The 26,483-nt window shown below is 67.9% G+C and carries 27 protein-coding genes; 18 read left to right on the forward strand and 9 right to left on the reverse strand.

Annotation, left to right across the window (positions count from 1 at the left end; translation table 11 throughout):
• Positions 1 to 247: 247 nt before the first annotated feature.
• A complete protein-coding gene (locus BST13_RS30650) occupies positions 248 to 1,741 on the forward strand; it encodes an APC family permease (protein WP_083168887.1) in 1,494 nt (497 codons plus the stop codon).
• On the opposite strand, the gene BST13_RS30655 is transcribed toward BST13_RS30650, so the two are convergent.
• On the reverse strand, positions 1,738 to 2,475 hold the full coding sequence (locus tag BST13_RS30655) for a FadR/GntR family transcriptional regulator (protein ID WP_083168888.1): 738 nt from the start codon (positions 2,473 to 2,475) through the stop codon (positions 1,738 to 1,740). The two genes, BST13_RS30650 and BST13_RS30655, sit on opposite strands and share 4 nt — an antisense overlap.
• A gap of 67 nt (positions 2,476 to 2,542) precedes the next feature.
• Here BST13_RS30655 and BST13_RS30660 point away from each other — a divergent pair, with 67 nt between their 5' ends.
• The 6 genes from BST13_RS30660 (at position 2,543) to BST13_RS30685 (ending at position 8,385) form a co-directional block, all read left to right on the forward strand.
• Entirely contained in the window at positions 2,543 to 3,322 is a 780-nt protein-coding gene (locus BST13_RS30660) for a gamma-glutamyl-gamma-aminobutyrate hydrolase family protein (protein WP_083168889.1), read from the forward strand.
• Positions 3,306 to 4,076, forward strand: a complete 771-nt coding sequence (locus BST13_RS30665) for an SDR family NAD(P)-dependent oxidoreductase (RefSeq protein WP_083168890.1) — start codon at positions 3,306 to 3,308, stop codon at positions 4,074 to 4,076. Before BST13_RS30660 ends, BST13_RS30665 begins: the two co-directional genes overlap by 17 nt.
• On the forward strand, positions 4,073 to 5,428 hold the full coding sequence (locus tag BST13_RS30670) for a glutamine synthetase family protein (RefSeq protein ID WP_083168891.1): 1,356 nt from the start codon (positions 4,073 to 4,075) through the stop codon (positions 5,426 to 5,428). The genes BST13_RS30665 and BST13_RS30670 overlap by 4 nt, the downstream gene beginning before the upstream one ends.
• Positions 5,429 to 5,506: 78 nt before the next feature.
• On the forward strand, positions 5,507 to 6,991 hold the full coding sequence (locus tag BST13_RS30675; protein WP_083168892.1) for an aldehyde dehydrogenase family protein: 1,485 nt from the start codon (positions 5,507 to 5,509) through the stop codon (positions 6,989 to 6,991).
• Positions 6,992 to 7,061: 70 nt separating this feature from the next.
• Positions 7,062 to 8,129: a Glu/Leu/Phe/Val family dehydrogenase gene (locus BST13_RS30680; RefSeq protein ID WP_083168893.1), complete on the forward strand. Its 1,068-nt coding sequence runs from the start codon at positions 7,062 to 7,064 to the stop codon at positions 8,127 to 8,129.
• A gap of 1 nt (position 8,130) precedes the next feature.
• On the forward strand, positions 8,131 to 8,385 hold the full coding sequence (locus BST13_RS30685) for a hypothetical protein (protein WP_083168894.1): 255 nt from the start codon (positions 8,131 to 8,133) through the stop codon (positions 8,383 to 8,385).
• On the opposite strand, the gene BST13_RS30690 is transcribed toward BST13_RS30685, so the two are convergent.
• Positions 8,386 to 8,829 carry a MarR family winged helix-turn-helix transcriptional regulator gene (locus BST13_RS30690; protein ID WP_083168895.1) on the reverse strand — a complete coding sequence of 148 codons (444 nt, stop codon included), beginning with the start codon at positions 8,827 to 8,829 and terminating at the stop codon, positions 8,386 to 8,388. It lies immediately after the preceding gene.
• Complete coding sequence (locus BST13_RS30695) at positions 8,819 to 10,279, reverse strand: MFS transporter (RefSeq protein ID WP_083168896.1); 1,461 nt, start codon at positions 10,277 to 10,279, stop codon at positions 8,819 to 8,821. Before BST13_RS30695 ends, BST13_RS30690 begins: the two co-directional genes overlap by 11 nt.
• A 62-nt stretch (positions 10,280 to 10,341) precedes the next feature.
• On the opposite strand from BST13_RS30695, the gene BST13_RS30700 reads away from it, so the two are divergent.
• Entirely contained in the window at positions 10,342 to 10,806 is a 465-nt protein-coding gene (locus BST13_RS30700) for a YbaK/EbsC family protein (RefSeq protein ID WP_211296222.1), read from the forward strand.
• A gap of 78 nt (positions 10,807 to 10,884) precedes the next feature.
• On the opposite strand, the gene BST13_RS30705 is transcribed toward BST13_RS30700, so the two are convergent.
• From BST13_RS30705 to pdxH, 4 genes are all read right to left on the reverse strand, one after another.
• Positions 10,885 to 12,189, reverse strand: a complete 1,305-nt coding sequence (locus BST13_RS30705; protein WP_083168898.1) for a citrate synthase — start codon at positions 12,187 to 12,189, stop codon at positions 10,885 to 10,887.
• Between the two features lie 105 nt (positions 12,190 to 12,294).
• Complete coding sequence (locus BST13_RS30710; RefSeq protein ID WP_083168978.1) at positions 12,295 to 12,942, reverse strand: TetR family transcriptional regulator; 648 nt, start codon at positions 12,940 to 12,942, stop codon at positions 12,295 to 12,297.
• Between the two features lie 64 nt (positions 12,943 to 13,006).
• On the reverse strand, positions 13,007 to 14,311 hold the full coding sequence (locus BST13_RS30715) for an MFS transporter (RefSeq protein ID WP_083168899.1): 1,305 nt from the start codon (positions 14,309 to 14,311) through the stop codon (positions 13,007 to 13,009).
• The gene (gene pdxH / locus BST13_RS30720) at positions 14,311 to 14,946 is read right to left on the reverse strand and encodes a pyridoxamine 5'-phosphate oxidase (RefSeq protein ID WP_142282877.1); all 636 of its coding nucleotides are present in this window, start codon (positions 14,944 to 14,946) and stop codon (positions 14,311 to 14,313) included. The genes BST13_RS30715 and pdxH overlap by 1 nt, the downstream gene beginning before the upstream one ends.
• Positions 14,947 to 15,020: 74 nt before the next feature.
• On the opposite strand from pdxH, the gene BST13_RS30725 reads away from it, so the two are divergent.
• The 5 genes from BST13_RS30725 to BST13_RS30745 all read left to right on the forward strand — a co-directional run bounded on the left by BST13_RS30725 (position 15,021) and on the right by BST13_RS30745 (position 19,099).
• Positions 15,021 to 16,154, forward strand: coding sequence for a citrate synthase 2 (locus BST13_RS30725; RefSeq protein ID WP_083168902.1), 1,134 nt, complete (start codon positions 15,021 to 15,023; stop codon positions 16,152 to 16,154).
• Complete coding sequence (locus BST13_RS30730; protein WP_083168904.1) at positions 16,151 to 16,759, forward strand: maleylpyruvate isomerase N-terminal domain-containing protein; 609 nt, start codon at positions 16,151 to 16,153, stop codon at positions 16,757 to 16,759. Before BST13_RS30725 ends, BST13_RS30730 begins: the two co-directional genes overlap by 4 nt.
• Positions 16,760 to 16,860: 101 nt before the next feature.
• Positions 16,861 to 17,310 carry a VOC family protein gene (locus tag BST13_RS30735; RefSeq protein WP_083168905.1) on the forward strand — a complete coding sequence of 150 codons (450 nt, stop codon included), beginning with the start codon at positions 16,861 to 16,863 and terminating at the stop codon, positions 17,308 to 17,310.
• An 80-nt stretch (positions 17,311 to 17,390) separates the two neighbouring features.
• Positions 17,391 to 18,014 (forward strand): nicotinamide riboside transporter PnuC, encoded by a 624-nt coding sequence (gene pnuC, locus BST13_RS30740; protein WP_083168907.1) that lies wholly within the window; start codon positions 17,391 to 17,393, stop codon positions 18,012 to 18,014.
• Positions 18,011 to 19,099, forward strand: a complete 1,089-nt coding sequence (locus BST13_RS30745; RefSeq protein ID WP_083168908.1) for an AAA family ATPase — start codon at positions 18,011 to 18,013, stop codon at positions 19,097 to 19,099. Before pnuC ends, BST13_RS30745 begins: the two co-directional genes overlap by 4 nt.
• Before the next feature lie 14 nt (positions 19,100 to 19,113).
• On the opposite strand, the gene BST13_RS30750 is transcribed toward BST13_RS30745, so the two are convergent.
• Positions 19,114 to 20,778, reverse strand: a complete 1,665-nt coding sequence (locus BST13_RS30750) for an FAD-dependent oxidoreductase (protein ID WP_083168910.1) — start codon at positions 20,776 to 20,778, stop codon at positions 19,114 to 19,116.
• A 17-nt stretch (positions 20,779 to 20,795) separates the two neighbouring features.
• Complete coding sequence (locus tag BST13_RS30755; protein WP_083168912.1) at positions 20,796 to 21,812, reverse strand: AurF N-oxygenase family protein; 1,017 nt, start codon at positions 21,810 to 21,812, stop codon at positions 20,796 to 20,798.
• 120 nt (positions 21,813 to 21,932) lie between these two features.
• Between BST13_RS30755 and map the strand changes: the two genes are divergently transcribed.
• The 5 genes from map to BST13_RS30780 all read left to right on the forward strand — a co-directional run bounded on the left by map (position 21,933) and on the right by BST13_RS30780 (position 26,480).
• Positions 21,933 to 22,697, forward strand: coding sequence for a type I methionyl aminopeptidase (map, locus tag BST13_RS30760; RefSeq protein WP_095533775.1), 765 nt, complete (start codon positions 21,933 to 21,935; stop codon positions 22,695 to 22,697).
• 9 nt (positions 22,698 to 22,706) lie between these two features.
• Positions 22,707 to 23,813, forward strand: a complete 1,107-nt coding sequence (gene serC, locus BST13_RS30765) for a phosphoserine transaminase (RefSeq protein ID WP_083168916.1) — start codon at positions 22,707 to 22,709, stop codon at positions 23,811 to 23,813.
• Positions 23,814 to 23,880: 67 nt separating this feature from the next.
• On the forward strand, positions 23,881 to 24,687 hold the full coding sequence (gene sepH / locus BST13_RS30770) for a septation protein SepH (protein ID WP_083168917.1): 807 nt from the start codon (positions 23,881 to 23,883) through the stop codon (positions 24,685 to 24,687).
• Positions 24,688 to 24,726: 39 nt separating this feature from the next.
• The gene (locus BST13_RS30775; RefSeq protein WP_083168919.1) at positions 24,727 to 25,518 is read left to right on the forward strand and encodes a TIGR03620 family F420-dependent LLM class oxidoreductase; all 792 of its coding nucleotides are present in this window, start codon (positions 24,727 to 24,729) and stop codon (positions 25,516 to 25,518) included.
• Between the two features lie 44 nt (positions 25,519 to 25,562).
• Positions 25,563 to 26,480, forward strand: a complete 918-nt coding sequence (locus BST13_RS30780) for a class I SAM-dependent methyltransferase (protein ID WP_083168920.1) — start codon at positions 25,563 to 25,565, stop codon at positions 26,478 to 26,480.
• Positions 26,481 to 26,483: the final 3 nt, after the last annotated feature.

The following is a 26,483-nucleotide window of genomic DNA, read 5'->3' on the forward strand; positions in this document are numbered from 1 at the left end:
GGGGGGGGGGGGGGGGGTGCGCGGGCCGGCGCGGGGGTTTCCCCCACCGGGGCGGGCGGGGGGGGGGGGGGGGGGGGGGCGGGGGGGGGGGGGGGGGGGGGGGGGGGGGGCGGCGTGACTTTGCTGTGCGCATCAGACGGTCGAGCGCTGATCAGAAAGTTTGCGATTCACCTCGCCGACCGCAGGCGATGCTCCTATTCTGCAATGGCCCTACCTTAGAACCATGCGGTGCAGAATGGAGTGACCAGTGGCATTACCAGGCAACCAGAGCCCGGGCGAAGCCGGCAGCCAGCTCAAGACGGGGGCGATGGGCGTCCGCTCGATCGTCTTCATGGTGGTCGCGACAGCGGCACCGCTGACGGCCATGGCCAGCGCGTTCCCCCTCGCCGTCGCCCTGGGCAACGGCGTCGGCGCACCCGGAACCTACGTCGTCGTGGCCTTGATCCTGGCCCTGTTTGCCGTCGGGTACGCGGCGATGAGCCGGCACGTGACCAACGCCGGGGCCTTTTTCGCCTACGTCACGGTGGGACTGGGACGCCGGCTCGGCATGGCCGCCGGGTTCGTCGCCGTCCTGGCCTACAACCTGCTCGTGCTCTATGTCGTCGGGCTGGTCGGCTACTTCGCCGACAACATCTTTGCGACGGAACTCGGGATTCACGTTCCGTGGCAGGTGTTTTCCTTCGGACTGCTTGCGGTGGCCCTGGTGGTCGGAATCCGCGGGGTCGAGGTGAACGCCCGCGTGCTGGGGGTACTGCTGATTCTCGAGACCGGGCTGCTGTTGCTCGTCGATATCGCGACGCTGGTCGTGAAAGGCCCGGGTGCCTATCCCATCAGCTCACTGAGCCCCACCGAGATCTTCAGCGGAGCAGTCGGAATCGGATTCATGTTCGTGTTCATCTCGTTCATCGGCTTCGAGGCGACCGCGATTTTCGGTGAAGAAGCGCGCGACCCTCGCCGCACAGTGCCGCGTGCGACCAAGCTCGCGATCGCCTTCATCGGCATCGTGTACCTGCTGTCGTCGTGGTCTCTGATCGCGGCGTCCGGCGGTACCCAAGCGCCTGCGGCGGCCGCAGCCGATCCCGGCAACTTCGTGTTCAACGCCGCCCACAATGTCTTGGGTGGCTGGGCCACACACGTCATGAGCTGGCTGCTGCTGACCAGCCTGATCGCCGTGCTGTTCGCCTTACACGGCATGGCCACGCGGTATCTGATGGCATTCGGCCGCGAAGGCGTGCTGCCGCGGCCGCTGGGCCGCACCCATTCGCGGTATCGCACACCGCATGTCGCCGCGTGTACCCAGGCAGTGATCGTCGCGCTCGCGGTCGTCGGCTACTCACTGGCCGGGGCCGATCCGTATCTCGACCTCGGAAATCAAACCGCCGGACTCGGCGCGCTTGGCGTGATCGCCTTGATGGGGACCACCTCGATTGCCGTGATCGGCTTCTTCCTGCGGCGCCCCGATCGGCACTGGTGGACCCATCTGGTCGCGCCGGCACTGGCAGCCGGAGGCCTGTTCTGCGGTTGCTACCTGATCATCGACAACTACCCACTGCTGACCGGCAGCGATTCGGCGATCGTCAACGCGATGCCGTGGCTGCTGGTGGCCGTCGCGGTCATCGGCTACATCGTCGGCGCGGTGCGGCCGCTGCGCACCAACCTCGACGTCTTCGGCACCGGCACGATCGCCGAAGCGCCGCAGGAGAACCCGGAGCGTGTCTCGCCATCGCTGGGCGAGCTCTAATCGGCGCTGCGCAGTGGATGCTGCCCCACCGCATCCACTGCGTCCTTGCCGAAGATCAGTTGCTCCAGCTCCTGGCGCGTCTGCTCGAGGTGGTCCTCCATGGCACGGCGAGCCCGTTCGGCATCGCCGTCGCGAACCGCCTCGTAGACCGCCAGATGCCCGGCCCGGCTCGATTCGACGACCTCGGTGTAGACCAGCGCATCCAGTGGCGCGAACATCTCCCCGCGAGCGCCTGCGATGGCCGACTCCAGCCGCGGATTGCGAGCGGCCTGGGCCAATGCCGCGTGGAAACGGGCATCGCTGTTGCGGAACGACACTCGCGAATCCGATGTCGACATCTCGTCGATCGCCGCTGCCATGGCCTCGAGTTCCGCGTCGGTGCGACGGGTGGCCGCGAGCTTGGCCGCCTGGCCTTCCAGACCGATCCGCAGCTCCAGGATGTCCGTGACATCACCCACCCCGCTGCGGATCTCGCTGAGCCAGTTTCGGTACGGCAGATCGAGCTGCGTCACGAAGGTGCCGCCGGTGGCACCCCGCCGCACCTCGACATAGCCCCCCGCCTGCAGCAGGCGAAGGGCTTCCCGAACGCTCACGCGCCCCACGCCCATCTGCTTGGCGAGATCGCGCTCAGCAGGCAACCGGTCGCCCGGGCTGAGTTCACCCGCGCGGATGCGTGCGCGCAGTCGCCGAGCGATGTCGGCGGTCACGGTCGGCGCTCCGAGGTCAAGGTCCATAGGTATCAAGTTAGAACGTTAGGCGATGGCATTGACGAAACTCCTCAATGGTTCTAACCTCAGTCCAATGACCCAACGAGATGTGGATCACGACACACATCGTCCGGTGATCGGCATAACCGGACGCAGACAGCCCGCGGGCCCGCTTGCCGTGCCGGTGGTTCGGGACGCGTTGGTCGAGACGTTCTTCGTCGATTATTCGGCCGCCGTGGCCGCCGCCGGAGGTCTTCCGGTGCTGCTCACCATGGAATGTGACCCGGTCGAGGTGACCGCCCGGATCGACGGCTTGGTGCTGTCCGGCGGAGCCGATGTCGATCCGCGGCGCTACGGCGCCACCCCCGGCCCGCACGCCACGCCGGCAGAGCCGCTGCGCGACGAGTTCGAACACGCCGTTCTCGACGCCGCATGGCTGCGCGGCATCCCGGTTCTCGGCATCTGCCGCGGCAACCAGGTGATCAACATCCACCGCGGCGGCACTCTCGTCGCGCATCTGCCCGCGGATTCCGGTGAGTCCCACAGTTTCTTGGGCTACCCGCGCAACCACCGCTCGCACCCCGTGGAATTCGTCGACGGCTCGGTACCGCACGCGCTCTATGGCAGGCGACTGCGCGTGAACAGCCTGCACCACCAGGCAGTGGATGAGGTGGGCACCGGGCTGGCGGTCACCGGGCGCGCCCCCGACGGTGTCGTCGAATCGATCGAAGCTCTCGACGCACCCGTCGTCGGGGTGCAGTGGCATCCCGAAATGCTCGACGGGACAGACCCGTTGTTCGGCTGGTTGGTCGACAGCGCCAGGCAGCACAGCACCACCAACAGAAAGCAGGAGGAAGATGTCGTCATCGCATGAGAACCGCGTCGCGCTGGTGACCGGTGCCGGGTCAGGTATCGGTCGGGCCATCGCCGAGCGACTCGCAGGCCAGGGCGCAAGGGTTGCGTGTGTGGACGTCGACCACGTCCGGGCCAAGGAAACCGCCGACAGCATCGCTGAATCCGGCGGCCAATCGCTGGCTCTGGCCGCTGACGTGCGCGACCGCGAGGCGGTCGCGGCCGCGCTCGAAGCCACCGCCACCGAATGGCAACGCTTCGACTACCTCGTCAACAACGCCGGGCTGATCACGATGTCATCGCTGGAAGACCTGACAGACGACGAGTGGGATCTGGTGCTCGACGTCAACCTCAAGGGCGTCTACATCACCACGCAGCTGGCAGTGCCGTACTTCCGCAAGGCCAATCGCGGTGCCGTGGTGAATCTTTCGACAGTCGAGGCCGACGTGGTGGTGTCGTCACAGGGGTTCGCCCAGGTGCATTACAACGCCTCCAAAGGCGGCGTGAAGATGCTGACCAAGGCCCTGGCGGTGGAGCTGTCGCGCTACAACGTCCGGGTCAACGCCATCGCCCCGGGCCCGGTCCCCACGAATTTCCTGCCCGGCGTGGATTTGAACAGCCCTGAGGTGTTGGCCGTGATGGACTCCCGGCTGCTGGTCAAGCGCCTCGGCAGGCCCGACGACATGGCTGCGGCGGTGTCCTTCCTGCTCTCCGATGACGCGTCCTACATCAGCGGCGTGCAGCTTCCCGTCGACGGCGGGTGGCTGACCCGATGACCGGGCTGCTCGACATCACGGACCTGCGCGGCCAGGGCATCGACACCGTGATCGTCGCGGGCGTCGACATGTACGGGCGGCTGTTCGGGAAACGCATGCCGGTGCGGTCTTTTCAGCGCGTGCTCGGCGAGGGCCTGCATGTCTGCACGTGCGTGTACGCCTGGGACGTCAACCAGGACATGGACACCCTGAAGGTGGAATTCGCCGGTGCGCACACCGGGTGGCACGACTTCCGGCTGCTACCGGACCTGACCACACTGCGCCGGGCGGCCTGGCTGGAGAGCACCGCGATCTGCCTGGCCGATTCCGTCGACGAGGAATCCGGCAACCCACTGCCGGTGGCACCGCGAGCCATCCTGCGGCGCCAGGTACAGGGCCTTGCCGACCAGCAGCTCACCGCGCACACCGCAACCGAACTCGAGTTCCACCTGTACCGCGGGACACCAGACGAGCTGCGGCGCAACGGATACCGTGACCTCGACCCCACCACGCTGGCCCGATCGGACTACGCGATCGGTGCGGGCAACGCCATGGAGCCGTTCTTCCGCCAGGTCCGTAACGCCCTGGAGGACAGCGGCATACCGGTCGAGGTGGCCCAGGCCGAATACGGCCTGGGCCAGTGGGAGATCAACCTCGAGTACGCCGAGGCGATCGAGACCGCGGACCGCCATGTGTTGTTCAAGAGCGCGATCGCCGATCTGGCCCGGGCACACGGGATGACCGCCACCTTCATGCCGCGGCCGCTGACCGACGGCATGGGATCGTCCTGCCACATCCATGCCTCGGTACGCGGATCGGACGGCAGCAGGCCGTTCTACGATGCCCAGGCCGACCGCACCGCAAGCGCGCCGCTTCGCCACGCGGTCGCCGGGGTGCTCGACCGCGCCTGCGACCTCATGCTGTTCTATGCGCCGACGGTCAACTCGATGCGCCGCATCATCAGCCATGACTTCGCCGGCAACGGGTTGACGTGGGGATTCGACAACCGCACCACCACATGCCGGTTGATCACCGGCGGGCCGGACGCCAACCGGCTGGAGTTGCGGTTGCCGGGCGCCGACGTCAACCCGTATCTGGCAACCGCGGCGATACTCGGGAGCATGCGCGACGGCATGGCCCGCCAGATCGATCCCGGGCCTCCGTGCACGGGTGACGGATACGCCGAAGCGCACGGTGAGCTGCCCCTCACGCTCGCAGATGCGGCCCAGCATCTGGAGCAAAGCCTGTTCGCCGCAACCACATTCGACAAGGAAGTGGTCGGTCACTACGCCGTAGTGGCCCGCCACGAGTGGCTGCAGTTCCTCCGCTCGGTCAGCGACTGGGACCGCGACCGGTACTTCGAAACCATCTGATCCGCCCGCACGCCGGTGGCATTGCCGAGGCAGTGCCACCGCGCGGCGGGCTGCCCGGCCCAAGAAAGGTGACCGTACATGACTGGAAATGCCGTGGCCGCACCGGAACTCGCGACGCAGCGAGACTTCGTCTGCGGTAGCTGGTCGATGCCCACGCACGACCTCGGCGCCGACCTGGTCGATCCCAACACCGCCACCGTTCTCCAGCGGCAGCTGCAGACCGATCCCGGCGAGGTCGACCGGGCGGTTGCCGCCGCCGACGCCCTGCACGCCGCGGGTACCTGGCGGGGCACGCCGGTGACCGAGCGTGCCGCGCTGCTGCGCCGCACCGCAGACCTGCTGGCCGATCGGGCCGGTGATATCGCCCGCTGCGACGCCATCAACACCGGTGTCGTGGTGTCGGTGACCGAGATGTTCGCGCAAGGCCTTTCGGATGCGTTGCGCGCGGCCGCCGACCACCTTGAGGCGGACCCCGGCAGGCACGATCCGGCCGACGCGGGCCGGCCCGTACAGCTGAGATACCTACCGTGGGGTCCTGCGGCGGTGATCGCGCCATGGAATGCGCCGAGCTTCATCGTCGCCAAGAAGACCGCGTTCGCACTCGCCGCCGGAGCACCGGTGATCGCGAAACCGTCGAATTGGGCCCCGGCGAGTTCCGCACTGGTGGCCGAAGCCATCGAGCAGGCGCTCACCGAGGCCGGTCTGCCGCTGGAGATCTTCCAGTTGGTGCACGGCGGCGCCGACGTGGGGCGGCAACTGGCCGGTGATCCGCGCATCCGTGCGCTGTCGTTCACCGGCGGACGGACTGCGGGGGTGGCCGTGGCCCAGGCCGCAGCGCCGGATTGCAAAGCGCTGCAACTGGAACTCGGCAGCAACAACCCGGTTATCGTGCGCACGGACGCCGACGTCGACGCCACCGCCGATGCACTGGTCAGCGGGTTCACCAAACTGAACGGTCAGTGGTGCGAGAGCCCGGGCAGCGTGGCAGTGGTGGGTTCCCGGTGCGACGCGCTGCTCGATGCGCTGCTCGACCGGCTCCGCACCGTGCGCATGGGGCACTGCCTCGACCCGACCGCCGAGATGGGGCCGCAGGCGCATCCCAGTCAGTATCAGCAGGTTTCGAACGCGGTGGCCAGACTCGCCGCGGGCGGCGGGGTGGTGCACAGTGTCACACCGGTGCCGGATGCGGCGGGCTTCTTCCACGCCCCCGTCGTCGTCGACCACGCGCCTGCCGAAATGACGCGGGACGAGATCTTCGGGCCGGTGCTGACCCTGCACCGGGTGAGCGACGACGCCGCCGCCCTGGCGCTGGCGAACTCGCGCAGCACCGGCTTGGCCGGCTACGTGTTCAGCAGCGATATCGAGCAGGCGATGGCGCTCGGCGCCGAATTGGACTGCGGCGAAGTCAAGATCAACGGCACCAGTGTGTTGGATCTGGTTCCTGAGTCGACCCAGGGTTTCTGGGGCGCCAGCGGTGTCGGCGCCCACGGTGACGCCGAGCTTCTCCGCTTCTTCCGCGGTGCCCGCATCGTCGGCGTCGAGCGGCCCGGGTTGCCGATATGACGCCGGCGCAACGAGTTCGGTGTCACCCCGTCCCACCTGCCGCGACAGAGAGCCACCGAGAGGATTGACCATGCAGACCAGCCGTGTGTTCGACCGCCCCGATTTTGCCGACGACGTCTCACATGAGCAGGTGATCTTCTGCCGTGACGAGCGCAGCGGCCTGAAGGCGATCATCGCGATCCATTCCACCGCACTGGGCCCGTCCCTGGGCGGCACCCGGTTCTACCCCTATCCCGACGAGGGCGCCGCACTGACCGACGTGCTGCGGCTGTCGCGGGGTATGACCTACAAGGCCGCGATCGCGGGGCTCGGTCTTGGGGGCGGTAAGTCCGTCATCATCGGAGATCCCAAGCGGATCAAGACGCCCGAATTGCTGGAAGCACATGGACGGTTCGTCGACAGCCTCGGCGGCCGCTACATCACCGCAGGCGATGTGGGCACCACGTCCGAGGACATGGACATCATCGGGCGCCGCACCAGCCATGTCGCCTCACGGACCGCCGCGCACGGCGGGTCTGGCGACAGCGCGCCACTGACCGCACTCGGAGTTTTTCACTCGATCCTGGCTGCAGCCGAATCCGTTTGGGGCAGCAGTGATCTGCGCGGGCGCCGGGTCGGAGTGGAGGGCACCGGCAAGGTCGGCTACCACCTGGTGGGTCTTCTCACCGAGGCCGACGCCGACGTATCGGTCTGCGACGTCGACACCGCGGCACTGGACCGGATCCGTTCTGAGTTCGACGGCGTGACGGTGCTCGACCGGGTCATCGACGCACCCGTCGACATCTACGCGCCGTGCGCATTGGGGGCAACCCTCAACGATGCGTCCGTACCCGCGCTCTCGGCCCGCATCGTGTGCGGAGCGGCCAACAACCAACTCGCGCATGACGGTGTCGAACAACTCCTGAACGACCGCGGAATCACCTGGGTCCCAGACTATGTCGCCAACGGTGGCGGACTGATTCAGGTCGCAGGTGAGATCCGCCGGGTCACCAGAGAGCAGGCGACGGCCCAGGTCGTCGCGATCGGGGACACCGTTCGTGAGATCCTCGGCCGCACCCGCCTGCTCAACATGTCGGCCGGCCAGTCGGCCCGGGACATCGTGCGGGAACGTATGCGCGCGGCCGGTTCTGAGACGTGACATGGAACGTTGTGAGCCACACGCGTTGACCGTGGAGTTCGACTCGAGCGATCACACGCAGACCTTGCTGCGGTTCGCCGCCGATCTGCATCGGCGGCGTATCACCATCACGGCGTTGTCATTCACCGTCCCGGCTACCGAACGGGTGCGGATCGATGCCGAGTTCATCGCGACCGGCCGCCAGGCCCTGACAGCTCAACGCACGCTGCAGGGCCGAATCGGAGTGTTGCGCACCGCGTTGCGGGTACCGGTCTGATCAGCGCGGCGTGATCTTCGCCAGGATCGTCAGCAGGGCGTCGAGGTCGTCGGCGCCGAGGCCGGCCAGCGCGTCCGGCGCCGGGTCGTCGACCGCCTCGATCTGCTCAAGGACGGCGCGGCCCGCGTCGGTCAGTGACACTGTCTTGCAGCGCCGGTTGGCCGGGTCGATGGTGCGGACCACCAGGCCGCGTTCTTCGAGATCGTTGACCGCGACGGTCGCTGCCGGCGCATCGACGGTCGCGGCGTGGGCGACCTGCTTGACCGTCATAGGTTGACGGGCCAGCCGGCGCAGGATCCGGATGCGGCTGAACGGCAGGCCGCTACGCTCGATCACCGCACGTTTCCAACTGTCGCGGTTGTCGAACACCAGGGCCGTCAACGCCCGCCACACCTCGTCCGCGGCGGTCTGCGTGCCTACCGTCGGCACCTGTTCAGCCGACATGTGCCACCTCCGACGGACGGTGATGTTCACCGATCAGTGGGGCCAGTTTTTCGGCTGACCGCAGCGCCCACGTCGTGGTCGATACGATGCCGAGCCCCACGATCACCAAACCCAGTGCGGCGCAGACGAACCACAGCGGCCGGGCGGCGACCGCGAAGTCCCCGCCTGCGGTCGCCAGTGCCGTGCCCGCCACCGAACCGCACAGTGCCACACCGATACTGACGCCGACCTGGCGGCTGGTGGAGGCGACCGCAGAAGCCGCGCCGGCCCGGTCCAGCGGCATACCGCTGACGGCGGTTGTGGTGATGGGTGCGTTGACGGTCGAGAAGCCGATGCCGAAGACCGCGAAGATGACGAGCAGCTGCCACACCGGGGTGTGCGCCGTCAGGCGGGTCAGCATGAGCGTCGCCGCGGTGATCATCGTGCCGGCCACGAGTAGCGACGGCCGACTGCCGAACCGGCCAACCAGCCGCCCCGACAGGGGCGAAAAGACCAGGGCGCCAACGGCGACCGGGAGATAGATCAGACCGGTGTGCATGGCCGAATAGCCCCGCTCCCCCTGCAGATACAGCGACATCATGAACAGGAACGCACCGTAGGCCGCGAACGCGCACACCGCGACCACTGTGGCCGATGCGAACGGGACGCTTCGGAAGAAACGGAGGTCGATGAACGGGTCGCGGCGGCGTGCCTCGTAGCGCAGGAAGCCGGCGAAGGCGATCAGGGCGACCGCGGCGACACCGAGCGTGCGGGGATCGGTCCAGCCGTAGCCCGGGCCCTCGATCAGCACGAAGACGACACCGAACAGGAACGCCACACCCAGAGCCTGGCCGATCGGATCGACGTCGCGCATCGTCGAGGACTTGGACTCCGGCACGAAGATCGCGGTCAGCAGGACGGCCAGCGCGCAGATGGGCAGGTTGATCCAGAACACCGAGCGCCAGTTGACGTACTCGATGAGCGCGCCACCGACGATGGGGCCCAGCGCCATCGAGATGCCGACCACGCCGCCCCACACGCCGACGGCTCGGGCCCGTTCGACGCGGCCGGTGAACACCTGCGTGATGATCGACATGGCGACGGGGTTGAGCATCGAGCCACCGATGGCCTGCAGCAACCGGGCTGCGATGAGCAGTTCGATGTTGGGCGCCAGACTGCACAGCAGAGAGGCCAGCGCGAAGACGGTCAGTCCCAGCTGGAAGGTGCGCCGACGGCCGAACCGGTCAGCCGTAGCACCGGACAACAGCAGCAGCGACGCGAGAACCAGGGTGTACACGTCGATCACCCATTGCAGCTGCGAGGGTGAGGCGTCGAAATCGGACCGGATGCTCGGGATGGCGACGTTGACGATGGTGGCGTCCATCGACACGATCAGCAGGCTGAGGCAGCAGGAGACCAGGATGATGGCCTTGCGCCGAGGGCTCAGCGACCGGACGACAGTTTCATTCACACAACCATTGTGAAACTACAACTATATCGCGGGCAAGATCGTCGTCAGAGACAATCGTCACCGTGAACGAACGGAATACCCGGGTCGCCGCGGCCGTCGCCGCCGCAGGCATCGAACCAGCCATCCGAATCCTGGCCGCCGACGCAAAGACCGCCGCCGCCGCGGCCGAGCAGCTGGGCTGCGAGGTCGGCGCGATCGCCAACAGCCTGGTGTTCGACTGCGACGGCGAGCCGCTGCTGGTCATGGCCAGCGGCGCGGCCCGGGTGGACACCGATGTGCTGGCCCGCCACCTCGGCGCCACGACCATCAGCAAGGCGAACCCGAAGCTCGTGCTCACGGCGACCGGTCAGGTGATCGGCGGCGTCGCCCCCACCGGGCATCCGATGCAGCTGCGGACCGTCGTCGACGAAACCCTGGCCGGCTACCCGGTGGTGTGGACCGCCGCGGGCACCGCCGACTCGGTGATGCCGCTGACCTATCCGCAGTTGCTGGCGCTCACCGGAGGTGTCGCGCTGCCCGTGCGCTGACCGACCTTGCGCGAACAGACGTCAAAGTTCGCGACACGCCGCGTTTGGCGTACCCGCGTGTCTGCTCGGCGAAGGAAATCAGCGGGTGCCGATGTCGATGTAGTCGCGCTCGGTGTAGCCCGTGTAGACCTGGCGCGGACGGCCGATCTTGTTGGGCTCACTGTGCATCTCCCGCCAGTGCGCGATCCAGCCCGGCAGCCGGCCCAGCGCGAACAGCACGGTGAACATGCGCGTCGGGAAGCCCATGGCCCGATAGATCACACCGGTGTAGAAATCGACGTTCGGGTAGAGCTTGCGCTCGATGAAGAACTCGTCGGTCAACGCGACCTCTTCGAGCGACTTGGCGATGGCCAGCAGCTCATCGTCGCCACCGAGCTTGCCCAGGATCTTGTCGGCCTGCTCCTTGACGATGCGCGCCCGCGGATCGTAATTCTTGTACACGCGATGCCCGAAGCCCATCAGCTTCACGCCGTCCTCGCGGTTCTTGACCTTCTTGACGAAATCGCGGACGTCACCGTGCTCGGTACGGATCTTCTCCAGCATCTCCAGCACGGCCTGGTTGGCGCCGCCGTGCAGCGGGCCCCACAGCGCATTGATGCCACCGGAGATCGACGTGAACAGGTTGGCCTGCGACGAACCAACCAGGCGCACAGTCGATGTCGAGCAGTTCTGCTCATGATCGGCATGCAGGATCAGCAGCATGTCCAGCGCCCGGACAAGCTCAGGATCCACCTCATACGGCTCGGCCGGGAAGCCGAACGTCATCCGCAGGAAGTTCTCCACCAGGCTCAGCGAGTTGTCCGGGTACAGGAACGGCTGCCCCTCGGACTTCTTGTACGCGTAGGCGGCAATGGTCGGCAGCTTCGCCAGCAGCCGGATCGTGGAGAGCTCCACCTGCTTCTTGTCCAGCGGATCCAACGAATCCTGGTAGTACGCGCTCAACGCGTTGACCGCGCTGGACAGCACCGGCATCGGATGCGCGTTGCGCGGGAATCCGTCGAAGAACCGCTTGAGATCCTCGTGCAGCAGCGTGTGCCGCTGGATCCGGTTGGTGAACTGCTCCAACTCCTCGGCCGTCGGCAGCTCGCCGTAGATCAACAGGTAGCTGACCTCGATGAAATTCGACTTCTCCGCCAACTGCTCGATCGGGATACCCCGGTACCGCAGGATGCCGGCGTCACCGTCGATGTAGGTGATGGCCGACTTGGTGGAGGCGGTGTTGACGAAGCCCCCGTCGAAGGTGGTGTACCCAGTCTTCGACAGCAAAGGCCCCAACGCGATGCCATCCGACCCCTCGGTGGCCTTGACGATTTCCAGATCAAGCTCGCCACCGGGGTACTTGAGGGTGGCGTGCTCCTGCCCACTCGACGGGTTTTCGGCCACGGGATTCCCTTCGTCCTCGTTTGGGAAGTCGTTGCGAACCTACGACTGCTCTACCAAAAGGTAGTCGCATTCGGTCGGCGTTGCCCGCGGGGGGTTACCAACCAGTCACGCCGGGCGCTGCACGCCCGCCGTCACCTCGAGAAACTCGGCGTACGTGGAATGCACGGCGCCGATGACGTCGTCGACCGTGACGGTGTCCCAGTCGACCGTCGCGCCCAGCCGTGCCAGGCCGGACATGATGATCGACGTCCACACCGCCGCGGTCAGCATCAACCGTTGGTCGTCGCGCGGCACCCCCATGCGCCTGGCCAGCTCCGCGTTGACCGCGTCGAACCGGAACTGGGACGCGGCGTGCATCAACGCGGCCGACGATGTGAGGATGCGCGCCGAGGCCAGCAGCCGCTCGGCTGTGAGCCGGTTCGGTGGCGCGGTTTTGGTGTCCGCGAACGCCTTCACGTGCGCTCGGTACAGCGCCTCGATATCGCTGATACCGTCCGGCTGGCGGGCCAGTTCGACTGCGATCATCTCGACCACCTCGTCGATGAACGCCAGCATCACAGCGTCCTTGGTCGCGAAGTAGCGGCTGAACGTCCGAGGCGACACATCGGCCGCGGCGGCGATCTGGTCGACGGTGGTCGCCTCGAACCCCTGCCGGTGACACAGCTCGATCGCCGCGTCGATCAATGTCGCCCTGGTGCGCTGTTTCTTACGTTCTCGTAAACCGACATAGGCCGTCCCGACCAGTTCTGCCACGTCCGGCATGTTATCGCCCCGAAGTCGATGATTTCGCAAATAAATGACAACCGCTGCCGACTGTTCACACCTTGTCGGGATCTCGCAGGTCATCGGGCGCCCAGACGGGCGCCACCCGGTACCGCACGAACGCCGGTACGGCCAATGCAGCGACGACGACGCCGACGACGACGAGCGCACCGCCGCCCGCCGCGGCCACCGTGGTGCCGACCATCGCCGCGACGCCACCGTGGGCCGCGTCGGCGAGCCGCGGCCCACCGGCGACCACGACCGTGAAGACGCCCTGCAGCCGCCCCCGTACATCGTCAGAAGCCGCCTGCTGCAGGATCGTCGACCGGAACGCCGCCGACACCATGTCAGCCGCCCCGCCAATCGCCAAGAACGCCAACGCAATCCACAACAGCACACCGGCGTGGCCGTGGGCCATGCCACCGGCCACACCGAAACCGACCATCGCCAGGCCCCAACCCACGATCGACCACACGACAGCCAGACCCTGCCTGCGGATCCGCGGCAGCCACCCCGAGAACACGCCGCCGAGCACCGCGCCGCCGGACATCGCCGCGGCCAACAGCGCCATCACGGTGCCGCCCTCCACCGGGCCGCCGAAGCTCTCGTGTGCCATCTGCGGGAACAGTGCCCGGGGCATGCCGAAGATCATCGCGATGAGGTCGACGACGAACGACATCAGCACCACCCGGTTGCCCGCCAGATACCGCAAGCCGTCCAGCACGGCAGCGAATCCCCAGCGCGCCGAACCCTGCTCGGTGCTCGTGGCCGGTATCGGCGCGAGCCGGAACGTGGCCCAGATGGGCGCAAGACACGTCAGCGCATCGATGAGGTACAGCGTGGACAGGTCCACCCAGTTCAGCAGCAGCCCGGCCAGCAGCGGACCCACGATCGCGCCGAACTGGAAGACCGTCATGTTCAGTGAGTTCGCGGCGGGCAGCTGTTCGCCGGGCAGCATCCGCGGGATCGCCGCCGAGCGGGTCGGGCTGTTGATCGCGAAGAACGCCTGCTGCACCGAGAGCAGGCCGAGCACCACCCACACGTTGTTCATGGCCAGCGCGGCCTGCACCCACAGCAGCACCGACGCGACGGCCAGTCCGACCGAGGCGATGATGAGCAGCAGCCTGCGGTCCATCGCATCGGCCCAGGCTCCGCCCCACAGCCCGAACACCACCAGCGGCACCAGGGCGAACAACCCGGCCAGCCCGACATAGGCCGAATTCTGAGTGAGCACGTAGAGCTGCACCGGCACCGCGAAAATCGTCAGGTTGGCGCCGATGACGGTCGGTATGCCTGCCACCCACAAGCGCCGGAAGTCGGGGTTGCGCAGCGGGGTGGTGTCGGCGAAGAACTTTCGCACTACGGTTGGAGGCGTTGCGCGCGGCCGTCCTGGACGCGAATCCGGTTGTGTACCCGGTTCTCCCGGCCCTGCCAGAACTCGACCACCTCCGGGCTGATCAGATAACCGCCCCAGTTCGGCGGGACCGGGACGTGGTCGAGTTCGGCGAACCGCTCGGTGACCTCGGCCAGTTGGTCCATGAGCTCGGCGCGCGATCCGATGGGGAAAGACTGGTGCGACGCCCATGCGCCGAGCTGCGATCCGCGGGGCCGCTTGGACCAGTATTCGGCGGTCGCGTCGGCCGACACCTTGCTCACCGGACCACGTACATGCACCTGCCTGCCCAGGCCGAACCACGGGAAGGTGGCCGACGCGTAGGGGTTGGCGGCCAGCTGCTCGCCCTTGGCGGAGTCGTAATTGGTGAAGAAGGTGATGCCGGATTCGTCCACGCCCTTGCACAACACCGTGCGGGTCACGGGCCTTCCCTGCGCGTCGACGGTGCCGACCACCATGGCGTTCGGCTCGGCCAGCCCGGCCCGCTGGGCATCGCCCAGCCAGGTGCGCAGCAGCGTCAGCCAGCCCGTTGCGGGGTCGTCGCCGAGCCAGTCGGCGTCGAGGTCACCGCAGCCGTCCTTCTCCACGTACTCGACACGCATCGCCGCCAGATCATGATTGTCCGGAGTTGCCACCGCGCCCACGCTACGCCCGCCCGGGGTGCGAGAATCGGGCCATGGCAGCCGTACCGGAAGAGTTCGTCGCCGGCCTGGAAGGCGTCGTCGCCTTCACCACCGAGATCGCCGAACCGGACAAGGACGGTGGTGCGCTGCGCTACCGCGGCGTGGACATCGAAGAGCTGGTCAGCCGACAGGTCACCTTCGGCGACGTATGGGGACTGTTGGTCGACGGCCGATTCGGCACGGGCCTACCGCCCGCCGAGCCGTTCCCGCTGCCCATCCACAGCGGCGACGTGCGGGTCGACGTCCAGGCCGGGCTGGCGATGCTGGCGCCGATCTGGGGCTACGCACCGCTGCTCGACATCGACGATCAGATCGCGCGCGATCAACTGGCCCGTGCATCGGTGATGGCCCTCTCCTACGTCGCGCAATCCGCAAGGGGCATCTACCAGCCCGCGGTGCCGCAGCGCCAGATCGATGAATGCGCCACTGTCACAGCGCGTTTCATGACCCGCTGGCAGGGCGAACCGGATCCTCGACACGTCGAGGCCATCGACGCCTACTGGGTGACCGCGGCCGAGCACGGCATGAACGCCTCGACGTTCACCGCCCGGGTGATCGCATCGACCGGGGCCGACGTGGCCGCGGCGCTGTCCGGCGCGGTCGGCGCCATGAGCGGCCCGCTGCACGGCGGGGCCCCGGCACGCGTGCTGCCGATGATCGAGGAGGTCGAGCGCACCGGCGACGCCCGCGCGGTGGTGAAGTCGATCCTCGACAGCGGCGGCAAGCTCATGGGCTTCGGCCACCGGGTGTACCGCGCCGAGGACCCGCGCGCCCGGGTGCTGCGGGCCACCGCCAAGCGTCTGGAGGCGCCGCGCTTCGAAGTCGCCGCCGCACTCGAACAGGCCGCGCTTGCCGAGTTGCGCGAACGCAGACCGGATCGGGCCATCGAGACCAACGTCGAGTTCTGGGCCGCGGTGATCCTGGACTTCGCCCGGGTACCGGCGAAGATGATGCCCGCGATGTTCACCTGCGGGCGTACCGCGGGCTGGTGTGCGCACATCCTCGAACAGAAGCGTCTCGGCAAGCTGGTGCGGCCTGCGGCCATCTACGTCGGTCCCGATCCGCGCAGCGTGCAGGACGTCCCCGGCTGGGACGAGCTGGCCGCGGCGCGAGCGGCCTCGGTGTGACCGCCGACGTCTTCGCTTCGGCGGCACAGGCTTTCACGCGGCTGGTGCAGTCACTCCCGGCCGCCGCATGGGACGGGCCGGGCCTCGGCGAGTGGGACATGCGGGCGCTGATCGGCCACACCTCACGATCGTTCGTCACGGTCAGCACGTACCTGGGTACCCCCGCCGCCCACGAGGACGTGTCCAACGCGGTCGAGTACTACGTGAAGATCCGCGATTACATGTCCAGCAGTGGCGCCGCGGCCATCGTGGAGCGTGGCAGGCAGGCGGGCCGAGATCTGGGCGATGACCCGGTGGCCGCCATCGAGCAGCTGTCGGCCCGGGCCCTCGCCGACGTCGACGGCGCAGGCGACCCCGTGATCGCGGTGATCGGGGGTCTGGGCATCCGGTTGAGCGCCTACCTACAGACCCGCGTCTTCGAACTGACCGTGCACAGCCTCGACATCGCCGCCGCGGCCGGCGTGACGGCAGATCTGCCGGCCGAGGCGCTGGAGGCGGCCGCGGTGCTGGCCACCCGCATCGCAGTGGCACTGGGCGAGGGCGACACGGTGCTGCTGGCGTTGACCGGCCGGGCCCCGCTGCCCCAACCCTTCTCCGTCACCTGAATGTCAGACTCCCGTGCTTGCATGGGGGTAGCCGCGATGAGATCCGTCCGCCCGGCGGGTCTGCATTGAGGTCCGCCCACAATGAGACAGGAGTCCACACTATGGCCATCGAAGTAACTCCCGCAGTGTTGCCGCACCTCGTCGTCGACGACGCCGCAGCCGCCATCGACTTCTACGTCAAGGCATTCGGTGCCACCGAGCTGGGCCGCGTACCCGGTCCCGACGGCAAGCTCATCCACGCCGCACTCACCATCAACGGCTCCACCGTGATGCTCAACGACGATTTCCCCGAGTTCAACGGCGGCAAGTCGACGACGCCGAAGGCACTCGGCGGCACGCCTGTCACCATCCATCTGACCGTCACCGACGTCGAGTCCAAGTTCGCGCAGGCGGTCGACGCCGGCGCCGAGGTCATCATGCCGCTGGAGGACCAGTTCTGGGGCGACCGCTACGGCATGGTGCGTGATCCGTTCGGACACCAGTGGTCGCTGGGTCAGCCGGTGCGCGAGGTGAGCCCCGAGGAGATCGCCGCGGCCATGCAGAAGCAGTAGTACAACGCTGCGGCCTCACCAGCATCGGCCGTCCCAGCAAGCCCGGTTAGTCTCGACGCGGGCAACCGGGGGGAGGGTCGATGCTGGACTGGCTGGCGCGGGTGGTGCAGCCGCTCAATGCCACGCTGTTCGTCTTGGGCGGTGATGCCGTCAGTTGGGCCGAGCTGCTGGGGTTCGTCACCGGCGGGCTGTGCGTGGCGCTGACTGTGCGCCGGCACATCGCCAATTTTCCGGTCGGCATCGCCAATTGCGTGTTCTTCCTGGTGCTGTTCGCCTCGGCCCGGCTGTGGGCCGACGCCGGCCTGCAAGTGCTCTACATCGCGCTGGGGTTCGCCGGGTGGTGGCAGTGGTTGTACGGCAACACGGGCCGCACGCCGCTGGTGGTCACCCGGGCCCGCCCGGACCAAATCGGTTGGTGCATCGGCGTTGTGGTGGCCGGAACGGCGGCACTGACCGTCATCCTGCGGGCCGCCCACGATTCGGCCCCGTTCCTCGACGCGCTCACCACGTGCCTGTCGCTGGTGGCGCAGTGGCTGCTGAACGGCAAGTACCTGCAGACCTGGTACTTCTGGATCGCCGCGGACTGCATCTACGTGCCGCTCTATCTGAGCCGCGATCTCAACCTGACCGCGGCGATCTACGTCGTATTCCTGGCACTGTGCCTGTCCGGGTTGCAGTCCTGGCGCAAGGTGCGCGTCTCATGAGCGAGTTCGGGCACGGCCTGTTCATCGGCAAGTTCTATCCGCCGCACCGCGGGCACCACGCCGTGATCGAGGCCGCCGCCGCCCGCTGTGACCGCGTGAGCGTGCTGGTGATGGCTGCCGCGCCGGAAACCGTACCGCTGGCCGACCGGGTGGCCTGGTTGCGCGACACCCACAGCGCCCAGAGCAACGTCACGGTTGCCGGAATTCCTTGCGACGCACCGCTGGACGTCACCGACCAACATGTGTGGGCGGCGCAGGTGGCGGCCATGCGGGCCGGATTGCGAGCCGCGGGCTGCCCAACCGAGGTCGACGCGGTGTTCTGCGGCGACGACTACGGCGACGAGCTGGCGCGCTGGTTCGGCGCCGCGTGTGTGCGGATCACCCGCAGCCCGGTCAGCGCCTCGGCCGTGCGCCGCGACCTCGCGGGATGCTGGCTCGAGCTGGCGCCGGCCACCCGCGCCGGGCTCACCACGCGCGTCGTCGTGCTCGGCGCCGAGTCGACCGGGACGACGAGCGTCGCCATTCTGCTGCAGCAGCACTACTCGGCGCGCGGCGGGGTGTGGGCCATCACCGGCAACGTCGAGGAATACGGCCGGGAACACACCGAGGTGGTGTGGCAGCGGCAACCGGACCGGGCGATCACCGAATTAGCCTGGAGCCACTCCGATTTCGATGCCATCGGGATCGAACAGAATCGCCGGGAGGAGGCCGCGGCCCGCACCGGTTCCCCGATCCTGCTGTGCGACACCGACGCGTTCGCCACCGCGGTGTGGGAGCGTCGTTACCTCGGCACGGCCGCACGCAGCGACCAGGCGTGGACGCGGGTACCGCGGCGCGCGGTATATCTGCTCACCGACCACACGGACGTGCCCTGGCACGACGACGGGATGCGTGAGGGCGACCTGGAGATCCGGGCGGCCATGACCGGCTGGTTCGCCGACGCACTCACCGCCGCGGGGCACTCGTGGGTGCTCTTGACGGGATCGTTGGCCGAGCGTGTCGACCTCGCCGTGCGCACCGTCGACCCGTTGCTGAGCCTCGCGATGAGCTTCGGCGAACCGCTGCACGGTCCGGGCTTCGAGTGAGGATCGCCCGACGCTCAGTGCGCCTGCAGGCTCGCGGCAAGACGTTGGCGCACAGTCGGTTTCGGCGCCGTCGCCGCCACGGCCAGCATGGCCTCGACGGTGGTGAACTTGTCGCGGGGACGCTCGTCGCCGCCGCGCGCGATCTCCGCCTCGTCGATGGCGTGCCATCCCGCGGCGTCCACGACATCGGGCTGACGGCTGCGCACGAGCTTCTCGAGCTCCCCCGGCTTGCGCACCGGAGCTGCCAGCACCCCGTCGTTGTAGTCGGCGACGAGGTTGTGCACGGTCTCCGACGCACACGACTTGTTGGTGCCGATGAAACCGGTAGGCCCGCGCTTGATCCAGCCCGCCACATACGCACCGGTGGCGCCACGCACCCGGCCGCCGTCGTTCGGGACGACGGCGGCGTCGTCGTCGAACGGCAACGCGTCGATGGCCTTGCCGCGGTAGCCGATCGAGGTGAGCACCAGGCCCGCGTCGAGCGTCCGCGTCTCGTCGGTGCCGGTGACCCCGAATTCGATACCGCTCGTGCGGGTTTCACCCACCACCCGCTGCGGCGTCAGCTGGTAGGCCAGCCGAATTCGCGGCGTGGTGATCGGCGCGGACGCGTCGCCCAGCTTGGCGAGGATCTCGAGCTTGCCGCGGGTCAGCGGATCCTTCTCGGACGCGAGATCGGCGACCACGCGCGCATGGTCGGCCGCATCGAGCACGACCTCGCACGCCGAGGTCAGCCCGATCAGCTCGGGCAGGGTGAATGCCGAGAACGCCGGGCCACGGCGGGCGGCGATCACCACCTCCTGCACGCGCGAGCCACGCAGGGCGGTCAGCGCGTGATCGGAAATATCGGTGCGCGCCAACACATCCGGATCGGTGGTCAGAATGCGGGCGACGTCGAACGCGACGTTGCCGTTGCCCACGATCACCACTCGCTCGTGCGTGAGATCGACCGGCAGATCGGTGAACTCGGGATGCCCGTTGATCCAGGCCACCATCTCGGTGGCGGTTCCGGTACCCGGGCGGTCCATGCCCTCGATGTCCAGCCGCCGATCGTTGGGCGCACCAACGGCGTACAGCACGGCATGATGGTGTTCCAGCAGCTCGGCGTGGGTCAGGTGCTTGCCGACCTCGACGTTGAGGAAGAACCGGAAGTTGCGCTGCTTGCCGATGGTGTCGAACAGCTTGGTCACCCGTTTGGTGCTCTGATGGTCCGGTGCTACGCCGGCGCGCACCAGACCGTACGGCGTCGGCAGCTTCTCGAAGACGTTGACCCGCACGCCTTTTTGCGTCAGCAGCTCGTCGGCGGCGTACATCGCTGCAGGCCCTGAACCCACGATGGCCACGGTCAGCGGCCCGCCGGAGCGCCGGTCGATCTTCGGCGCCTCGAGTACCGGCGCCAATTTGGAAGTCGGCGGCAGCTTGCCTTCCCGCTTGGGATAGAACGCGGCATTGAGTTCGATGAACGGCAGCTGCTTGTCGGTCAGCCGGGTGTCCGCCGCGATGGCGCCGACCGGGCACGCGCTGACGCACGCACCGCAGTCGACGCATGCATCGGGATCGATGTAGAGCATCTCGGCGGTCGCGAAGCCCGGCTCATCCGGTGACGGATGGATGCAGTTGACCGGACACGCGTAGACACAGGACCCGTCGCTGCAACACGACTGGGTGATCACATGGGGCACAGTGCGGCTCTCGTCGGTTAGGCGACAGCGACGAGGTGCTCGCGCTGCGGCTCGCTGCGGTAGCGGCTCGGCGGCCCGTCGATCTTGCAGATCTTCCACATGAGCTTGGCGATCGGGTTCATCAACCCGGTGTCGGTGCACAGCATCCGCACGTCACCGAACATGTCGCGCAGCATCTTGCGGGACTCCGGCGCATCGAAGAACAGGTCCTTGCGCACCGAGCGCGGGATGTCGAATTCCTTCCAGAACGCGCGCGGCGGCACGATGATGGCCGAGCACAGGATGCGCATGGTCAGCGGCACGAACAACGACAGCAGCCAGCGCTGCCTGCGGCGCAGGTGCGGCACCCGCTTGTGCAGGTACTGGTGCGCGAACGAGATGTGGCGGGCCTCCTCGGCAACGTGGATGGCCATCACCCGCTCCATGATCGGGTGCAGTTCCTTGCCCTCGCGCAGCACGTTCTTCTGCGTGTGGTCGATGGGCTCCTCGCCGGCCAGCACGCCGAAGAAGAACGGGATGGGCAGCGGACCCGCGGCGAGCGGGATCAGCGGCTGCAGCCACTTGAGCAGCCGCGGCATGCCCGGCACGTCCTTGCCGATGCGGTTGACCATCTCCTGGAACATCAGGGTGTGGTTGCACTCCTCGACGGATTCGTGCAAGCAGTACCGGTACTCCGGCGAGCCGTTGGGCACCCAGAACGAGTACTCCATGAGGCCGCGGATCAGGATGTTCTCGAAGTGCAGGCCCACCTTGGCGACGTTGGCCTGCCGCCACATGCCGATCTCGATCTGCCGCTGCAACGGCTGGGCCTGGTACCACGGGTGGCCACCGATCGGGTCGGTCGCCGGCAGCACCCAGCGCGGATCGTTGGGGGTGACAGCAAACTCCGGCGAATCCCACTCGATGTCGACATAGGGGTTGAAGTTGCGCCGCACCGACCCCTCGGACAGTGTGGTGAGCATGTCGACGTACTCAGTGTCGTCGGTGACGTCCATGTTCTTGCGCCAGCGCCTGATCATCTTGGTCCGAGCCATGTTGCAGACCTCTCCCTCTCCTATGAGGTTTACATCTACCTGCCTTGTGTATAACGGTACCGCAGGTATCGACTAAATGTCTACGTCGGATTTCAAAAGTTTGCCGAGAGGGTGGATGACGTGGCCGCACTGAAGACAGAGTCCGAGATAGCAGCCATGGCAGCCGCCGGTTCTGTCGTCGCAGAGGCATTGCGAGCGGTGGTGGCCGAGGCCGCTCCCGGGCGTACGACAGCCGATCTGGACCGTGTTGCCGCCGACGTGCTGGCCGCCCACGGCGCCACCTCGCCCTTCCTCAACTACCACCCCCGCTGGGCTCCCAGCCCGTTCCCCGCGGTGCTGTGTGTGAGCGTCAACGACGCCGTCGTCCACGGCGTGCCCAACGACACCGTGCTCGCCGACGGGGACCTGGTCTCGGTGGACTTCGGGGCAATCTTGAACGGCTGGTGCGGCGACGCCGCCCGCAGCTTCGTCGTCGGCACACCGCGGCCGGCCGACACCGCGCTGATCAAGGCCACCGACGCGGCGCTCGCAGCGGGCATCGCCGCGGCCCGGCCCGGCAACACCCTCGGTGATGTCGGCCACGCCATCTCAGCCGTGGCGCGCCAGGCCGGCTATGGCCTGTTGGCCGACCACGGTGGTCACGGCATCGGCCGCACGATGCACGAGGCGCCGCACGTGCCCAACGAAGGCAGGCGCGGCAAGGGCCTCAAACTGCGGTCCGGGCTGGTGATCGCCATCGAGCCGATGCTGATCGCCGACGGCACCGACGACTACGTGCACGACTCCGACGGCTGGACGCTGCGCACCGCGACCGGCGCACGCGCCGCCCACAGCGAGCACACCGTCGCCGTCACCCCCAATGGAGCGCAGATTCTGACACTTTAAGCTGGTCCCATGGCTGAACTGACGATCCCCGCCGACCTCAAGCCCCGCGACGGCCGTTTCGGCTGTGGACCGTCCAAGGTGCGCCCTGAGCAGCTGACTGCGCTGGTCGCGGCCGGTGACCTGTTCGGCACCAGCCACCGGCAGGCACCGGTGAAGAATCTGGTCGGCCGGGTGCGTGAGGGATTGCGTCAGCTGTTCTCGTTGCCCGACGGCTACGAGGTGGTCCTTGGCAACGGTGGCTCGACGGCGTTCTGGGACGCCGCGGCGTTCGGTCTCGTCGACAAGCGATCGCTGCACCTGACCTACGGCGAGTTCAGCTCGAAGTTCGCCTCGTGCGTCGCGAAGAACCCGTTCGTCGGCGACCCGATCATCATCAAGGCAGATCCGGGCAGCGCGCCCGCACCGACCTCGGATCCCTCGGTCGACGTCGTCGCGTGGGCGCACAACGAGACCTCGACGGGTGTCGCGGTGCCGGTCCAGCGTCCCGACGGCGACGCGCTCGTGCTCATCGACGCCACGTCGGCGGCAGGCGGTCTGCCGGTGGACATCACCGATGTGGACGCCTACTACTTCGCCCCGCAGAAGACTTTCGCCAGCGACGGCGGCCTGTGGATCGCGGTGCTCTCCCCCGCCGCCCTGGCCCGCATCGAGGCCATCGCCGCCACCGACCGCTGGGTGCCCGACTTCCTGTCGCTGCCGATCGCGGTGGACAACAGCGTCAAGAACCAGACCTACAACACCCCTGCCATCGCCACGCTCGTGCTGCTGGCCGAGCAGATCGATTGGCTCAATGGCAACGGCGGGCTGGACTGGGCCGTCAAGCGCACGGCCGATTCGTCGCAGCGGCTGTACTCATGGGCGGAGAGCACCTCGTTCGCCACCCCGTTCGTCACCGATCCGGCGCTGCGCTCGCAGGTGGTCGGCACCATCGACTTCGACGATTCCGTCGATGCCGCTGCCGTGGCGAAGACGTTGCGGGCCAACGGCATTGTCGACACCGAGCCGTACCGCAAGCTTGGCCGCAACCAGCTGCGCATCGGCATGTTCCCCGCGGTCGACCCTGACGATGTCAGTGCGCTGACCCGCTGCGTGGACTGGGTCGTCGAACGCCTCTGACGCCGCTACCGCGTGTCAGCACGGTTACGGGCTGATAACGCAGTATGGTGCGCCAAGGAGGTCGGTAATGCGAGAACTCAAAGTCGTCGGGCTCGATGTCGACGGCAAGCGCATCATCTGCGAAACCGACGACTCCTCGGAGTTGTTCAGTGTGCGCGTAGATGACCGGCTGCGTGCTGCGGCGCGTGGTGACCGAGTCGCCTCGAATCAAACCCAGATGGATCTAGAGGTGCACAGCGTGCTGCGTCCCAAGGAGATTCAAGCCAAGATCCGCGCAGGCGCCTCGGTGGAGCAGCTGGCAGCCGCTGCCGGCGTGCCGATCGAACGCGTGGAACGGTTCGCCCACCCGGTGTTGCTGGAGCGGGCCCGGGCTGCGGAGCTGGCCACCGCCGCGCACCCCGTGCTCGCCGACGGGCCCGCGGTGCTGACCCTGCTGGAGACGGTGACCACGGCTCTGGTCGCTCGCGGGCTCGACCCGGACGCCACCAGCTGGGACGCCTGGCGCAACGAGGACAGCCGGTGGACCGTGCAGTTGTCGTGGAAGGCGGGACGCTCTGACAACGTCGCGCACTTCCGGTTCACCCCGGGCGCGCACGGTGGAACGGTCACCGCAGCCGACGACACCGCGCACGAACTGATCAATCCGGACTTCAACCGGCCGTTGCGTCCCGTGGCATCACTGCCGCAGCTCGACTTCGATGCGCCCGCACCCGTACCCGTACCCGAGCCGGTCCTCGCGCCGCCGCAGGAACCCGAGCCCGTGGTCGCCGAGCCCGCACCGCCGAAGCCCGCCCGGTCGCGCAAGGCGCGACCTGCCGTGCCGGCCTGGGAGGACGTGCTGCTGGGTGTGCGCTCGTCCGGCGGCCAGCGCTGAGGTTGACCTGAACCGTTCTTGAGGTCATAGCGTCGGCGCATGACCTCGATCGGCCTGGCGACCAGCACACCGTTCACCGACGACGCGGCCCTCGTCGCCGATGAAGCCCGACACGCCGAAAGCCTCGGCTACGCCATGCTGTGGCGTTCCGGAAACCTGCCGATGGTCCCCGTGGCGGTACGCGCGACCAGGACCATCTCAATCGCCACTGGCATCATCCCGGTGGTGCGGGTGCCTGCCGCCGACGTCATCGCCGTGCACACCGAACTCGAAGACACCGACCCCGGCCGCTTCGTCGTCGGCCTTGGCGGTGCCCACGGACCCCATCCGATCGCCACGCTCAACGCCTACCTCGACGAACTGGACGCCGTCGGCATCGACAACCGGGTGCTCGCCGCGCTGGGACCGAACATGCTGGCCCTCGCGCGAGACCGGGCCCGGGGCGCGTACCCGTACCTGGTGACGCCGTCCTATGTCACCGCCGCCCGGAGCACGCTGGGGCCCGACAGGACGCTGGCGGTCCTGCTGATGGTCATCCCGGTCACCGACCGCGAGACGGCCCGGCGGGCGGCCGCCGGACCGCTGGAGTTCCTGACCGCACAGGGCGGGTACCGCCGCAACCTGCTGCGACAGGGGTTCACCGAGGCCGACATCGACACCGTCAGCGACCGGCTGCTCGACGGCATCGCGGCCTGGGGTTCGCCGGGACGCATCGCCGAGCGCATCGCCGAGTACCAGGCGGCAGGGGCCGATCAGGTGGTCCTGCGAATCCTGGGCGTCGACGACCTGGCGGTGTGGCGTACGCGACTCGCCGACACGCTCATCAGTTAGTTATAGTGACTAATAACTAGTTGAGCTATGCATCTGGAGGGGTCATGCCGCGCACCGAGAACGACACCTGGGACCTGGCCAGCAGCGTCGGCGCCACCGCCACCGGTGTGGCGGCGTCGCGGGCACTGGCATCACGCGTCCCCGATCCACTGATCTGCGACCCGTTCGCGCAACCGCTGGTGGATGCCGTCGGGGTGGACTACTACATGCGGCTGGCCGAGGGACGCCTCGACACCGACGACGCCGACACGCTCGATCCCCATGTGATCGCCGACGGCATGGCCATCCGCACCCGCTATTTCGACGACTTCCTACTCGCCGCGGTCGACGCGGGCATCCGCCAGGCCGTCATCCTGGCCTCTGGGCTCGATGCCCGCGCCTACCGCCTGTCGTGGCCCGCCGGCATGACGGTGTTCGAACTCGACCAGCCCGCCGTCGTCGAATTCAAGACCCGCACGTTGGCCGGTCTGGGCGCGACACCGACCGCCGACCTGCGCACCATCGGCGTCGACCTGCGGCATGACTGGCCCGCCGCGCTGCGCGCCCAGGGCTTCGACCCACACGCGCCGACCGCCTGGATCGCCGAAGGGCTGCTCGGCTACCTGCCGCCCGACGCCCAGGACCGGCTGTTCGACAACATCACCACACTCAGCGCGCCGGGCAGCCGCATCGCCACCGACTGGATCGACGAACAGTCGCAGCTCGACAACGACCGCGTGCGGGCGCTGGCCGACCATCAGCGGGAACAGGGCATGGAGCTCGACGATCTCTCGGACCTGATCTTCACCGGTGAGCGCAATGCCGTCGCGCAGTACCTGACCGACAGCGGCTGGCTGCCCGAAACCACCACGGCCGAGCGGATGTTCGCCGTCCACGGTGTCCGGTTCCGCCGCGACGACGTCGTGGCCGGGCTGGTCGATGCCAACTACACCGCTGCGACTCTGACCGCCGCGCCGGCGTGACGC

The sequence above is a fragment of the Mycobacterium aquaticum genome, assembly GCF_002086485.1.
GTDB lineage: Bacteria > Actinomycetota > Actinomycetes > Mycobacteriales > Mycobacteriaceae > Mycobacterium > Mycobacterium aquaticum.